13 protein-coding genes and 1 riboswitch are annotated in these 13,914 nt (G+C 37.9%); of the genes, 4 read left to right on the top strand and 9 right to left on the bottom strand.

The annotated features are described in order from the left end of the window. Complete coding sequence (locus BUQ87_RS02380; protein ID WP_242943763.1) at positions 1-942, bottom strand: DnaJ C-terminal domain-containing protein; 942 nt, start codon at positions 940-942, stop codon at positions 1-3. A 572-nt stretch (positions 943-1,514) separates the two neighbouring features. On the opposite strand from BUQ87_RS02380, the gene BUQ87_RS02385 reads away from it, so the two are divergent. Further along, entirely contained in the window at positions 1,515-2,855 is a 1,341-nt protein-coding gene (locus BUQ87_RS02385) for an ATP-dependent metallopeptidase FtsH/Yme1/Tma family protein (RefSeq protein ID WP_207647163.1), read from the top strand. On the opposite strand, the gene BUQ87_RS02390 is transcribed toward BUQ87_RS02385, so the two are convergent. The 7 genes from BUQ87_RS02390 to BUQ87_RS02425 all read right to left on the bottom strand — a co-directional run bounded on the left by BUQ87_RS02390 (position 2,856) and on the right by BUQ87_RS02425 (position 9,422). Next, complete coding sequence (locus tag BUQ87_RS02390) at positions 2,856-3,284, bottom strand: acyl-CoA thioesterase (RefSeq protein ID WP_038265137.1); 429 nt, start codon at positions 3,282-3,284, stop codon at positions 2,856-2,858. Positions 3,285-3,378: 94 nt separating this feature from the next. Next, entirely contained in the window at positions 3,379-4,206 is an 828-nt protein-coding gene (locus tag BUQ87_RS02395; RefSeq protein WP_038265135.1) for a response regulator, read from the bottom strand. A gap of 1 nt (position 4,207) precedes the next feature. Further along, a complete protein-coding gene (locus BUQ87_RS02400) occupies positions 4,208-5,476 on the bottom strand; it encodes an ATP-binding protein (RefSeq protein ID WP_038265132.1) in 1,269 nt (422 codons plus the stop codon). Positions 5,477-5,580: 104 nt separating this feature from the next. Beyond that, entirely contained in the window at positions 5,581-5,802 is a 222-nt protein-coding gene (locus BUQ87_RS02405; RefSeq protein WP_038265130.1) for a hypothetical protein, read from the bottom strand. A 144-nt stretch (positions 5,803-5,946) separates the two neighbouring features. Next, a riboswitch (glycine riboswitch) is annotated at positions 5,947-6,041 on the bottom strand. A 155-nt stretch (positions 6,042-6,196) separates the two neighbouring features. After that, positions 6,197-7,237: a PTS sugar transporter subunit IIC gene (locus BUQ87_RS02410; RefSeq protein WP_038265127.1), complete on the bottom strand. Its 1,041-nt coding sequence runs from the start codon at positions 7,235-7,237 to the stop codon at positions 6,197-6,199. A 549-nt stretch (positions 7,238-7,786) separates the two neighbouring features. Further along, complete coding sequence (locus tag BUQ87_RS14930; protein ID WP_077216556.1) at positions 7,787-8,812, bottom strand: flavin reductase; 1,026 nt, start codon at positions 8,810-8,812, stop codon at positions 7,787-7,789. 25 nt (positions 8,813-8,837) lie between these two features. After that, on the bottom strand, positions 8,838-9,422 hold the full coding sequence (locus tag BUQ87_RS02425) for a DUF4230 domain-containing protein (protein WP_052636131.1): 585 nt from the start codon (positions 9,420-9,422) through the stop codon (positions 8,838-8,840). Positions 9,423-9,780: 358 nt separating this feature from the next. On the opposite strand from BUQ87_RS02425, the gene BUQ87_RS02430 reads away from it, so the two are divergent. From BUQ87_RS02430 to BUQ87_RS02440, 3 genes are read left to right on the top strand one after another with little or no spacing between them, the layout of a single operon-like run. Next, entirely contained in the window at positions 9,781-10,641 is an 861-nt protein-coding gene (locus BUQ87_RS02430) for a transporter substrate-binding domain-containing protein (protein ID WP_038265124.1), read from the top strand. Between the two features lie 12 nt (positions 10,642-10,653). Next, entirely contained in the window at positions 10,654-11,517 is an 864-nt protein-coding gene (locus BUQ87_RS02435) for an amino acid ABC transporter permease (protein WP_242943764.1), read from the top strand. Continuing rightward, complete coding sequence (locus BUQ87_RS02440; protein WP_038265121.1) at positions 11,507-12,241, top strand: amino acid ABC transporter ATP-binding protein; 735 nt, start codon at positions 11,507-11,509, stop codon at positions 12,239-12,241. Before BUQ87_RS02435 ends, BUQ87_RS02440 begins: the two co-directional genes overlap by 11 nt. A 221-nt stretch (positions 12,242-12,462) precedes the next feature. Here BUQ87_RS02440 and BUQ87_RS02445 read toward each other — a convergent pair whose 3' ends face one another. Then, complete coding sequence (locus BUQ87_RS02445; RefSeq protein WP_038265119.1) at positions 12,463-13,812, bottom strand: MATE family efflux transporter; 1,350 nt, start codon at positions 13,810-13,812, stop codon at positions 12,463-12,465. Positions 13,813-13,914 lie beyond the last annotated feature (102 nt).

Here is a 13,914-nt window from a genome sequence, read left to right on the forward strand (position 1 = left end):
CTATCTTCTAGGGTTAAATTTAGACTCTTCCATAAGCATTGAATAAAGTTCCCTTTCCCTGTTTGAAAGCTTTGAAGGGTTTACTATTTTAATATTCATATACCAGTCTCCCCTGTTTCCATTCATATCTCTGTATCCCATGGATTTTATCCTTATCTTCTCGTCTGTTTGCACCCCCTGAGGAATGGTGACGTTTATGCTCTTGTCAAAAAGATATAGCTTCACCTTGCATCCAAGTGCTGCCTCCCACGGCGAAAGTCTCATGTCCTTTATCACATCAAGTCCATCCAGTTTCATGCCCTTTTGCTCCTGTATGTGTATTTTAACATACAGGTCTCCATTTTTTTCAGAAGGCCCCCTTTCACCCTTCCCCTTTAGCTTTATCTTTTTACCGCTTAGTATGCCTGATGGGATTTTGAGTGAAATGGTCTTTAGTCCTTCCAAAGTTCTAAGTGATACATTTTTTGTCACCCCGCTGTAGGCCTCCGATATGTCTATCCCAAGCTCGGCCTCGATGTCTTTTCCTCTTCGCTGCCTTCCCATCCCGGAAAATATATCATCCATATTGAAGTATCCAGACGCAAATGCACCTTCATCCCCAAAGAACATATCGAAAAAGTCACTGAAATCTCTGCTCTTTGACCCCGCAGTTTTTTGACTTTCCTTCCAGCTTCCAAATCCATATTTCGAGGGGTCAAACTCATAGCCCTCACTAAATTTATAGCCGCTGCTCATATTGTCATACTTCGCCTTTTTCTTTTCATCTCCAAGCACTTCATATGCCTCATTTATCTCTTTGAACTTTTCTTCTGACTCCTTGTTTCCCGCGTTTTTGTCCGGATGATATTTTTTGGCCAGTTTTCTATATGCCTTTTTTATTTCTTCTTTTTTTGCATTTTTTTCTAGTCCAAGTATTTTATAATAATCTTTATATTTCAACATATCACTTCCTTTAACATATAAAATGACTCTCCCCATGCAAATTTACAATTTGACCTCCCAGATAAGCAATCCGGATATATAAAATATTATACCCCTATATTAGCCTCTCTTTCCACAATATACTTTGTTATTTTGATATCAATTTTTCGCATATAAATTCAATCCGTATTATAATTTATCTTTAATTCAACCCACTCAGAATCAAATCAGATGTACCCGTTATGTGCAAATCAAAGCTGCATATAGCCAATTATGGTTCCAAATTGTGTCCGCCTAAAAACATTGAATTTTCTAAAAAATACAGTGCACACACAGTAAATTGTCTCAATTATTTTACTTTTCAAACTTATAATAAAAATACCCCAAATCGATAAATCTATGTTATATTGTATACATCGATTCATATACAATAATTTCGAATTGTAAGTTTTATTTTTAACAAATTCTAAGGAGGACTAGACATGTTCAGCAAAGGGAAACAACTTTTAAGTCAATATTATTGCGAGCAAAGCCATTTTACTCATAGGGAAAATGTATTTTCCTCAAACAAAAAACAAAATAAGAACAATGGCATGTATATGATGGATTCTGTTCCGAATGTGACTTTTAATGATATTGCAGGGCATGAAGAAGTTAAAAAGGATCTTCAGTTTATAATAGATTTTCTAAAAAACCCTCAAAGATATAAAAAAATGGGTGCTAGAATGCCAAAAGGAATAATACTGTACGGACCTCCGGGAACCGGAAAAACCCTCCACGCAAAGGCAATCGCCGGAACATCGGGAGTTCCATTCCTAACAGTTTCAGGCTCAGACTTTATGGAGAGATATGTAGGTGTTGGTGCCAAAAGAGTCAGAGAGCTTTTCAAGGAAGCAAGGGAAGCTGCACCATGCATAATATTCATAGATGAAATGGATGCTGTGGGTGGAAAACGAAACGAAAATTCAAACACCGAAAAAGACCATACCATAAACGCTCTTTTGACAGAGCTTGACGGCTTCAAATCCTCATGCGACAAAGACATAGTGGTTATAGGAGCCACAAACAGAATAGACATGCTCGATCCTGCGCTTACAAGAGCCGGAAGATTTGACAGGCACATTGCCATACCTCTTCCCGACTGCTGTGACAGGCTCGAAATAATCAAAGTGCATTCTAAAAACAAACCTATATCAAGCACTGTTGATCTGGAAAACCTGGCTAAAATTACAATAGGCTTTTCGGGGGCTGACATCGAAAATCTTCTCAACGAAAGTGCCATAATAGCCGCAAGCAGCGAAAAAAACGAAATTGACAACGATGATATCGAAAACGCCTTCTACAAAATCACCCTAAAGGGAAATAAAAAGAAGGTGGACCATAGGCACAGGTTCGAACTTGAAATAGTTGCATGGCATGAAGCCGGACATGCTCTTGTAAACAAGCTCATTACAAAACAGAGCATCCCAAAAGTTACAATAACTCCCTCTACATCCGGTTTTGGCGGTGTTACATTTATAATCCCCGAAAAGACAGGGCTTTTGACAAAGCGCGACCTAATAAATGAAGTAATGACGAGTTACGGCGGAAGAATAGGAGAATATCTGCTGACCAAAAATGAAGACCTAATCACAACCGGTGCAAGCCGCGATATAAAACAGGCCACTTCCAATATCATTAAAATAATAAAGGAATTTGGAATGACAGAAAAATTCGGAATGCTCTATATGGAGGGCATAAGGGATTTTAATCAAAACGAGATAGTCAAAGAGGCATCTTACATATCCAAATCCATATATAGTGATACTCTCCAGCTTTTAATGGACAATTGTTCTGTGCTTGAAAAGATAGCAAAAGCTCTTATTGAAAAAGAGACTATTTACGAGAGCGAACTTGACTTTATAATAAATTCACACATCAAAAAAACAGCCTGACTACAGGCTGTTTTTTTGATATAGAGCATTGATCTTCTGCCATATATGAGGATGGCTTTTTTTTATATTTAACACCTTGAAATCCTCGTCTATGAATGCATGAACAGTCTGACCCTTGGCGCACACAATCCCGTCGCTCTTTTTACATATCTCATATCCAAATATGACCCTTGCTCCCGTAAGTTTTTCTATATATGTATTCAATATGAATTCTTCTTCATATTTAAGACCCTTTATATATTTGCAGCTACTTTCAGAAAGGGGGAGAAGAACTCCTTCCTCTTCCATCTGTGAATAGCTAACTCCACTCGACTTTATGTGCTCGCTCCTGCCTACTTCAAACCATACATAGTATACTGAATGGTGTGCAACCCCCATATTATCAGTTTCAGCATATCTGACACTGAGATTCACTTGTGTTGAATGCATAAATCATACCTCCGACCAGTTTCATTTTATAATTCGTAGCAATTGAACATGGCCAAAACACTTTGCTATGGACAGTTCACAGGACTATAGCTTTTTACCTTGTGGAATAAAAAATCATGCCGTCTATGAATTTTTTAAGGTTTATCTTTCCACCTCTTTTACTCTTGCCTCTTATACTGTCCATTTCCCTTTTAACCTGCTCGAAATTATAAAGCCCATTTGAATATTCTGTAAAAGTATCATTCATATAGTCTTCTATACCTATGTTTGCAATATTGACCATTCCAACGGTGGCAGTCCTCCTTATCCTTTGCTCCATAGACTTTGGATTGTCTGTAAATTTAGCACAAAGCTCCTTTATGGTGTAGTCGTTCATGCTTTTTCCCGAATCTATAAGAAATTTAACTATGCTTATTATGTCCTTGCTTCCTATTTCGCCCATTATCCCTATGCTTTTCATTACTTCCTTTATACGGTTCTCAATATCTTTTTTAGGTTCATCCTTTGGAGCTCCACTATCAAAGAATCTTTGTATTTGATTAAATGTCCTTTTCATCTCAAACTGGCTTTTAACCTTGTTTATTATGTTCTCCACCTCAACTGCATTGACAGGCTTGTATATATAGTATTCCACACCCTTTTCATACGCTTTTGCTATCATGTCCTTTGATGCGACCTGCGAAATCATTATAAACTGTATATGCGCAAGCTCCCTTTTCAAATGCCCGACAAGAGATATGCCGTCCATTCCAGGCATTAGAAGATCCACAAGAACCATGTCCGGATTGACATCCCTTATTTCCTCTATTGCCTGCTCTCCGTCCTGGCAATAACCCACTACCCTGCCAAGCGCCCTGTCTTCCACTATCCTTTTTAGTATTCTTATTATATTCATATCGTCTTCGACTATGAAAATATTCAATTTAGCACACCTCCAGCTTCTCTTTTTCAATTTCAATTATGAATTCGGTTCCTGTCTTTCTTTCTGGGTTCAGCCTTATGATACCCTCAAACTGCTTTTCTACAATGTCCTTTACAAGACTGAGTCCAAGCCCCCTGTTTATCTGTCCGGTATTATAGTCTATTTTCGTCGAGAATCCCGGTGTAAATATAAGGGGTTTCTCATTTTCATCTATCCCGCAGCCATTATCAGAAACTTTAAATACATGCAAATTCTCTTCGCACAGATGTAAAAATACTATTTTGCCTTTGATGTCACCGTCTATGGCCTCCATGGCATTGACTATTAGGTTTCTAAATATGGACATTAACTGATAGTGCTTTTCGGTATAAAAACTATTGCCGCATTTGAATTCAATCGATATTCCCCGCCCCTTTATTGCCGCCTCCATTATCATGCTGTCGTTGAGTATCTTTATTATGTCCTTAAAGTCCATACCTGAGTCCTTGAGCTTGTTTTCTATTATCCCTTCCACCCCTCTGAATATAAGCCCGTACTCCTTCTTTATCTCGTGGACGTCTTTTGCTATGTCGACAGACATTTGAGCCCATCTGTCTTCATCCTTTCCGCTGTTTATCTTTTCAAAGAGGGAATATGCATTAGACATTACATTTTCGATATTATCCATGTTTTTTTGCATCCAGTACATCTCTGTCTTGAGCTGTGATATTATCCAGAGTAGTTTTCTGTACCTCTCCTCGTGGTCCTGGTTAAGTATAAGCATCCTGTAGTACTTAAGAGCCAGTATGAACACGCAGACCATGAACGTTCTCACCAGGGCTATTAGAAATAATACTCCTACTATTTCAAATTTAGGTTCTAGCATCTCCCAGTTTATTCTGACATACATCTCCATGAGATTAGAAAAAAAGTCACACAGCACAAGATTTATAAAAAAACGCTTCATTTTAAATGGAGAGCTGTTTTCATTGAGTATATGGTAAAACACTCCATATCCCATGTAAAAAAAGAGTTCTGGAAAATATGAATCTATTGCCGGCGCATACTCTCCATGTCTGAGTCCAAACACAAAAATTCTCAGCCCATATACAAATAGCGCCGAGAGTATTCCTGTTTGCGAAGGATTCAAATTCTTAAAAAAAGTCAAAAGTATCGGAAACAATATTATAGCCACAGAGATATTAAAATCTGAAACAAAAATTTTTATATATATCTGTGACGTAAGAGCAACTATGGCGGCTACCGTTAGCATTTTTTTCAGATTATCCATAAACATTTCCCCTTATAAATTCTCTCTATAATGACTGACAGCTTGAGAAGATTAACCTCCTCAAGCTGTCAGTATATCAAAAGTTTTGCACTTTGTACATTTAATTAGGCAACTTTTTTGTAATTTTTATCTGATTTGCAACCTGCAGTGTTTGATGTCTTTCTTCCTCCATAAAAATAGTCAAGCTCATCATAAAGTTCAGCCATGTTCTTTTTAAATTTTGTCCATTTCAAATTACCTTCTCCAGAAGATTTTTTGAAACGTGAAGTGAAATGCTCCTGCTCCTTGTAATACTCGCTCATAATATCCATGAATTTCTTTAACATCTTAACTCCTCCTTATATAATCATTTTTTTATTTATATGCATATTCATATATCCGTCTATAAAAAACTACAAAATACAAAACACGAATGTTATTTAAAACCCAAAAGGACAGGTGTATAAATAAGCATATAAATTTCCTATGCCAATTTATACCCTGTCCTTTTATCTGAAAGTTTCCCCGACTAATCAGGTTTCTTCTTCGATGCCCTTTTATAAAGAGTCTCTCCAGGGGTGTGTCCTGCCATTGTATTTTGACCTGAAAGTTTCGAAATAGATCATTAGCCAATTCTATTCCTTGCTTCGTTGGTTACCCTTTCGGATATCTCCAATGACATTCAACCACAAATATGTTTTTTTATTTCAGTATGCCGACTTTATTGTTTAAGCTTCAATATTATGAAGCAAGTCTCTTTTCTTCAAGTGCATTTTCTGATTCTGAAAGCTTGCTTTTGAATATAAACTTGTATAGCGTAGTTCCGAGAAGCCCTCCTACGATACCTCCAACAACCGCAAATCCTATAGCCTTTAAAACCATCATAGGCTCGTTGAATGCAAATGGAGCAAGTAGTCCTGGTATAGGCGATGCCGTTCCCGGAGCATTGTTTACTATTCCAAAGTATGCCGCTGCTATTCCTGCAAGTCCTCCTCCAATGAAGTTTGAACCGAATATAGGTATTGGGTTTTTAGAAACCACGTCAGCCTGAGTAAGAGGCTCAAGCATTACACCTATTACATTACTTGAATCTCCAAATTTAAGCCTTTGGAATACTATTCCGTTTGTGAAAGATCCACCAACACATGCTATTGCCGCTATTCCCATAGGAAGTCCTGTAAGTCCAAGCATAGCTGTAAGTGCCATAGAGCTTAGTGGAGATGTACAAATCATCTTCATTATTCCTCCAAGAAGGAATCCCATAAGTATAGGCGACTGATTAGATGCAACTATTATCATGTCTCCTATGTTAGCCATTGTTCCGTCAACAACTGGAGCTACCTGAAGCGCTATAAGTCTTGCAAGCGGAGCCAGTACTAGAACACCTACTATTGAGTCAAGACCTTTTGGAAGCTTCTTCTCAAGAACAGGTCCTATGAATCCTATTGCGTATCCAGCTATGAATCCTGGAAGTATTCCAACTCCAAGAAGAGATATTCCGGCTGCAACTGCATATACCGGGTTAAGTCCCATGTTTATAGATACAAGGATTGTAGCTGCAACTCCTCCAAAACTTCCCGCAGAGCTTCCAACCGATCCCAAAAATTCAAATCCCAAGAAATCTCCAAATATGTACCTGTGTATCGCTTCAACAAGGAAACTCGCTACAGCTGCGTTTGCAAGCCCTCCCATTGCCTTGTCTCCCTTTGGCGCCTTCATGCTGAATATCGAAAAAAGCGCAAGCGTCATTATAAGTAAACTCATCCCTTTTAGTATTTCCATATTCCTACCTCCACAATATAAAATTATAATGATTACTTTGTTACTTTCTGTCATTCCCTCTATTGAGTTAGTTCCTCACAGAATCAGAATCATAATCTGATCTACAAGTTTTTGGTGATGCTTTTTTTATGCCGGCATTTTTTGTCTAATTCATCTTATGCTAAAATTCTAACTTGCCAGGTACAAAAAACATCATGAATTTTCAATTTTTATTAAAATTTCATATAAAAAATTTATAAGTATCAAAAAATGAAAGTCTATAAGTTTAAAAAATAACAAAAAAGGCTGTATATGCCATTCCTTTTTCCAAGTTTTCAGAACATTATGCCAAAAACCGAGCCTGCCGGCATCGCTTTATTTGATTTTTTTGTTACAATTTTATTTTTCATTTGCACAGTCTCCGGTTTTAAAATTCTATATATAATCGTATTTTATATTAAGTATACAGAATACTTGTTGCTTTAAATAAAAACACATCTGTATATTTGCACATAAAAAATCCGAATGGACAATTTACACATTCCATCCGGATCAAATAATTTCTAAAACTTATTTATCCTTTATTGCCCTTCCTATAGAAAAAGCTCTTCCCACTTCGTCTCCCACACAATAGTATTTTCTTATCTCAGGGACAAACAGTATGGGATCAACTTTTCTTATGTCCACATCCCCGTTTTCATCAAGGCAATCCATGCTTATTTTGACATCCTGTATCTCACCTATGAACTGAACGTGCGAACCAATTTCTACTGTTTTCAAAAGGCTGCACTCTATGGCAACTGGAAACTCGTCTATATATGGTGCGTTTACAGTATCGCTTTTCACAGGCGTAAGTCCTGACATTTCAAACTTGTCCTCGTCCTTTCCCGAAACCATTCCAAAATAGTCCGCAGACTGAGCATTTCCAGAAGACGGTATGTTTATTGTAAATGCATTGTTTTTTATTATATTTTCATACGTCTTCCTTTCTTTCCTTATAGATACACAAATGCTCGCAGGGTTAGAACTGCAAAGCCCTCCCCAAGCTGCATTCATGGCATTTGCCTTTCCATTTTCATCGTAGCTGCAAACTATATACACCGGTGCAGGATATGATATCGTCTTTTTGCCAAAACTTTTCCTCATTTTGAACCCCTCCCTGTATTTGTCTTTTTCATTTGAATTCAACTGTATTATCTTGTATATCTGGTCGTCTTTCACATATATCCTGTAGCAATCATTTTGAAAAGCATAGTAATCACCCATGTGCTCAATCTTCTGCATATCAAGAGCTACAGACATTACACTTTTTTTAGGCATTCTCGATACTGAAGCCGAAACCTTATCATCGGCCACAGCTCTTAAGAACAGCTTTGTAAGCTTCTTTTTATATCCATTCGGAACCCTGCTGGATTTTAAAGTGTTGCACCTTTTGCAGCTGAGCACAAGGTTGAATATGTCATTGGTCCCTCCCCTGCTTTTGGGAAAATAGTGGTCTATGCTCATCTGCTTGAATTTGAGGCTTTTGCCGCAAAATACGCATTTTTTTCCATCCCTTTCATATATATACGACTTGTCCACATACTTTTTTTTCATTATGCCCTCCGGTTTTTGCTGCAGCTTAATCTATATCAACTTCAACATTCGAAAATCCCATTTGCATCACAAAGCTTTCAATAAGCTTTTCGGCCTTTAGATTCGCCTCTTTTAAAAAACCATCTTCCAGCACCTCTTTTTCAATGCGCTTTTTTTCATCGGCCAGGATATTTGTGACATCATCAGATCTTATAGGGTTGAAAAGTCCTGACTTTTCATCATATATCACAACCTTGTCCTCATAGATTACATTGTCCAAAACTTTGGCGCCATCCAGCTTTATGAGTATGCCTTTTTCGCCAGTTCGGCTTACATTTGCATTTTCAAGATCAACCCCAGCCTTGAGGTAGCCCTCAAACACCACTATGAGTTTTTTTTGGGTCAAGGGAACATTAAAACCGTTGAGCTTTTTGGAGTCCTCATAAAAGGCTATGTCCTTGTATTCATACTTCAACACTGACAGTTCTGATATTTCCAAAAGCCTGTCCTTTACTATGTCCGCTGTATCTACTTTTTTGCTGTTTTTGTATTGAACGTATTTGTCCGCCCCCAAAAGGACTATTATCAATATTAGCATTAATATGAGTATATTCTTTTTATTCTTAATCAATTTAACAATCTCCCTTTACATATATTTCAGAATACTATACACCCTCAGCAAAAGGCATGTAATTTATAGTGTTCATGAAGTCAGCTGTATTCCAACTATTTGAATTATTTTCAGATTAATCGCTTTAGTCAAAAACTATATAATTCATATTATCCCATAAAGGTTACCCTGTCAATTTAGATTAGATCCTTTACATATTCGTCTTTTTCAAAGTTTAGAATTGCCAATGCCTGTCATTTTATTTTTAAAAACAATTCAAAACGGGTATATATTCTACTGTTTATCTAATAAATGTCTGAATATCTTCATTCTAGACACAGTTGCATGTCTTCAATAAATTCATAACAGGAGGTAGTACATGAGAAATTTAAAACCGATTAAACTGCTGGCACTTTCACTGTCTTTAATGATGCTGTGGGGATGCGGCACTAGCTCTATGGAAAAATCAGAAAATGCCAAAGAGGTAAAATCCAAAGAACTGGTGGTTGGAATGGAACTTGCATATCCCCCGTTTGAAATGACCGACGAAAAGGGGAACCCCAGTGGGATAAGCGTTGATATTGCAAAAGCGCTCGGTGAATATCTTGGAAGAGATGTCCGAATAGAAAACATGGCGTATAACGGACTTATACCTTCCCTTCTAACTGGAAAAGTCGACTTGATCCTTTCTTCAATGACAATAACTGAAGAAAGAAAGGAATCCATCTCTTTTTCAAACCCCTATTCTAGGTCTTACCTTTCACTTTTGATTAGTAAACCTTCGCCCGTTCAAAACTTCGAAGACCTTAATGCCAGGGGAAGAAAACTTGCAGTCAAAAAAGGCACTACCGGGCATATTTATGCCGAAAAGAACCTTCAGGATTGCGAAATAATGGTTTTCGACAAAGAAAGTGCATGTGTCCTTGAAGTCATGCAGGGAAAGGCCGATGCATTCATATATGACCAGATGACCATATATAAAAACTGGCAGCAAAATCCAAACACGACAAGAGCCGTACTCAAACCATTCCAGGATGATCCTGAATATTGGGGCATCGGCCTTAGAAAAGAAGACGAGAAGCTTAAATCTCAAATAAATGCATTTCTATCCGAATTCTCCGATGAAGGCGGATTCGACGCGCTGGCAATGGAATATTTTGATGAGCAGAAAAAATCTTTTGACGAACTTGGAATACCTTTTTTCTTCGACATAGATGAATCTCCTAAAACAAAGCCGTAGAAAGGATAATTTATGAATACTTTAGATGAAACAAACGGAAAAGCCATGTCACACAAAAACATAAAGGTAAAACGTAAATATGGAATAACATTTAAGTCTCTCTTTTTCAAAGACAAAAGTGACACCTTTCAAATATCCAGATTCAAAAACAACCTCAGCATATCAATAGTTTTAGCAGCCTTAATACTTCTCCTTATATATTCATTCAGCAAGCTAAACTACAATTTAAGGCTTCAGACCTTATACCAGTACAGGTATAAATTCTATATGGGATTTGCAGTTACAGTTCTGACCAGCATGTGCTCTCTTGTTTTGAGCCTTGTGATAGGAATATTCTTTGCATTTGCAAGAAATTCAAGATTCCTTCCGCTCCACTATTTCAGCAAGTTTTACGTGGAAGCTATACGGGGAACGCCTCTTCTCGTTCAAATATACGTATTTTTCTATATAGTCGCAACCGCATTCAACCTGACCAACAGATATTTTCTGGGTATACTCATACTTTCCATTTTTTCAGGCGCATATGTCAGCGAAATAATAAGGGGCGGAATTGAAAGCATAGGAAAATCTCAAATTGAAACGGCGCGTTCACTGGGCTTTTCCCCATACCAAAAATATAGGTTCATAATAATACCGCAGGTTATAAAACGCATAATGCCTTCGCTTGCCGGCCAGTTCGTATCACTTGTGAAAGATTCCTCGCTGCTTTCAATAATAGCCGTAAATGAGTTCACCAAAAATGTTCAGGAAGTGGACTCCATAAACTTCGCCTCAATAGAAAACTACATGGTTCTCGCGATTGGATATTTGATATTGACACTTCCGATATCAGTGATATCAAAAAAACTCGAAAGGAAATACACTTATGAATCTTAGCATAAAAGACCTTTGCATTGAATACGAAGGAAAACAAGTACTCAGTTCAATAGATATCGAAATAAAAAATGCACATTCTATAGCTATAATAGGACCTTCCGGTGGAGGCAAATCTACTCTCTTGAGGATAATAGCCGGACTTGAAACTCCAAGCAGTGGGAATATTTCAATAAACGGCAAGGATATTGCCTTCAGGGAAAATTTTCTAAATGAATACAGAAAATCAATAGGGGTCGTTTTCCAATCATATAATCTATTCCCCCATATTAGCGCCATTGAAAACATCACCCTTCCTCTTGTGCAAATACACAAATTGGATAAAAAAGATGCTGTCCAACGGGCTGAATCGCTCCTTAAAAGATTCCAGCTTATGGATCATTCCCATAAAAGGCCCTCCCAGCTTTCAGGCGGCCAGCAGCAAAGGGTTGCCATAGCAAGAGCCATAGCCATAAAATCTCAGTTCCTGCTTCTTGACGAGCCTACATCGGCACTGGACCCTGAACTGACATCAGAGGTTCTTGATATGATAGACGAGCTAAAAGGTGAATACAGGGACCTCATACTTGTAACCCATGAAATGGGTTTTGCCAAAAAAGCCTGTGACTATACGCTCTTCATAGCAGACGGCAAGGTAATAGAACACGGTCATAGCAAGGACATATTCGAAAATCCAAAGTCGGAGCAACTCATGGGATTTTTGGATAAGATACTAGAATGGCAATGACGGGGCATTTGTATCATATCCGAATATAACGGAATAGTTCAAACCTTTTCAAAGGAATATAAGTAAAACAAGATCCGAAGCTCTAGGGAATAGAGCTTCGGATCTTGTTTTTTAAGCTTTAATGCTGCCATATGATTTTAAATCAGCCTGTATTACATACGGTTTCGGAATAATATAAAACTTTAGCAAAAAACATTTGCGGGGATGAATCAGTACGCCTTTTATATTATCCCCTTTTTAGAAAATATTTTCATTGTGTATGCTATTGTTATAAATACAGCCGACCAGTTAACCGCGAATATCCCCCACCAGACTCCAATAACGCCAAAACCCATGGCCTCTCCAAAAGCAGGAAATATCAAAACAGGCATTAAAAGCTGTCGGTATAGGCCTATATATACTGCAAATCCAGGCTTTTTCAGCCCCTGGAGAGCCGATATTGATACGTTCAAAAGCACATATGTGTTGAATGTAAACACCTCTATCCTAAGATACTGTGCCCCAGATATTATGACCTGGCTGTCCCTGCTGAAAAACCCTACCAGAGACTTTGCAAATGGAAAAACAACAGCCATGGCCAATGTCATTATTGCAACTCCATAAATCATGGATGTTTTATATGCACTCCAAATTCTTTCATACTTTTGGGCTCCAAAATTTTGCCCAACTATTGAGAGCACAGCCACATTAAGCCCTATTGTAGGAAGAAGCGCAATCTGCTCTATCCTGAGTGATATCCCATAAGCCGCTATCGTCTTTGCCCCGGAGTATTCCATTATGAAATAGTTTATTACAAACATGCCTGCCGCTATGCTTGCCATGTTAAGCGCCGACGGTATCCCCTGCTGAAGTATTTGGAAATAATGAAAAATAGAAGGCTTGATTTCATATATCCCTATTCCATCGAAAATACCCTTTTGAACAATTCTTTTCAAAAGATATGCACTTCCTAAAGCCTGTACTGCAACAGTTGCAAGTGCCACTCCGGCAGTCCCCATTTTAGGCATTCCAAATATGCCAAATATAAAAAGCGGGTCCAGTATTATGTTCACAAAAAAACCTATTATGAGAAAATTCCTGTATGGCTTAGTGTCTCCATATGCTGAAAGTATTGAATTTAACGCCGCATTGAGCGAGAAAAAAACAACGCCGTAAAGCACCACATTCATGTACCCCAGGGCCTCTTTAAGCGACCTTCCCTGTGCTCCCATCAAGTTGAACATGGCCCCAATAGACAATCTCCCCGCAATTGTGAGCAGACCCGATAAGATTATACTCAGACTTATCGAATTTACAATATATTTTCTAACTCTTTCGATGTCCATTTTCCCTATCTCATTTGAAATAATAGCCGTAGCACCTGTTCCCATCCCTGCCGTAAATGCAATTATTATGAAAAATGCCGGAAACGAGAGTGAAAGACCTGCAAGGGCATCAGTAGAAAGCATTCCTGCATAAAGTGTATCAGTTACATTAAACATTGTATTAAATAAAAAACCTGTACTTGCAGGTACTGAAAGCCTCTTTATGAGTTCTTTTATATCGCCTTCTAGAAGCATTGCATCATTCATATTCCCACCACCTTCTCACATATAGATCACAGCTTTATGCATATTCTATTTTTACCCCAAAAAAACAAAAAACCCATGGAAAAAGCATCCACGGGTTTTGGC

The sequence above is a fragment of the Peptoclostridium litorale DSM 5388 genome, assembly GCF_900141635.1.
In the GTDB taxonomy this organism is placed as follows: domain Bacteria; phylum Bacillota; class Clostridia; order Peptostreptococcales; family Peptostreptococcaceae; genus Peptoclostridium; species Peptoclostridium litorale.

Coding starts and splice junctions, on each gene's coding strand:
- BUQ87_RS02440 (WP_038265121.1), top strand. CDS start 11,507: ATGAATCTTAGCATAAAAGACCTTTGCATTGAATACGAAGGAAAACAA.
- BUQ87_RS02400 (WP_038265132.1), bottom strand. CDS start 5,476: ATGGATAATCTGAAAAAAATGCTAACGGTAGCCGCCATAGTTGCTCTT.
- BUQ87_RS02430 (WP_038265124.1), top strand. CDS start 9,781: ATGAGAAATTTAAAACCGATTAAACTGCTGGCACTTTCACTGTCTTTA.
- BUQ87_RS02385 (WP_207647163.1), top strand. CDS start 1,515: ATGTATATGATGGATTCTGTTCCGAATGTGACTTTTAATGATATTGCA.
- BUQ87_RS14930 (WP_077216556.1), bottom strand. CDS start 8,812: ATGAAAAAAAAGTATGTGGACAAGTCGTATATATATGAAAGGGATGGA.
- BUQ87_RS02390 (WP_038265137.1), bottom strand. CDS start 3,284: ATGCATTCAACACAAGTGAATCTCAGTGTCAGATATGCTGAAACTGAT.
- BUQ87_RS02445 (WP_038265119.1), bottom strand. CDS start 13,812: ATGAATGATGCAATGCTTCTAGAAGGCGATATAAAAGAACTCATAAAG.
- BUQ87_RS02435 (WP_242943764.1), top strand. CDS start 10,654: ATGAATACTTTAGATGAAACAAACGGAAAAGCCATGTCACACAAAAAC.
- BUQ87_RS02410 (WP_038265127.1), bottom strand. CDS start 7,237: ATGGAAATACTAAAAGGGATGAGTTTACTTATAATGACGCTTGCGCTT.
- BUQ87_RS02405 (WP_038265130.1), bottom strand. CDS start 5,802: ATGTTAAAGAAATTCATGGATATTATGAGCGAGTATTACAAGGAGCAG.
- BUQ87_RS02380 (WP_242943763.1), bottom strand. CDS start 942: ATGTTGAAATATAAAGATTATTATAAAATACTTGGACTAGAAAAAAAT.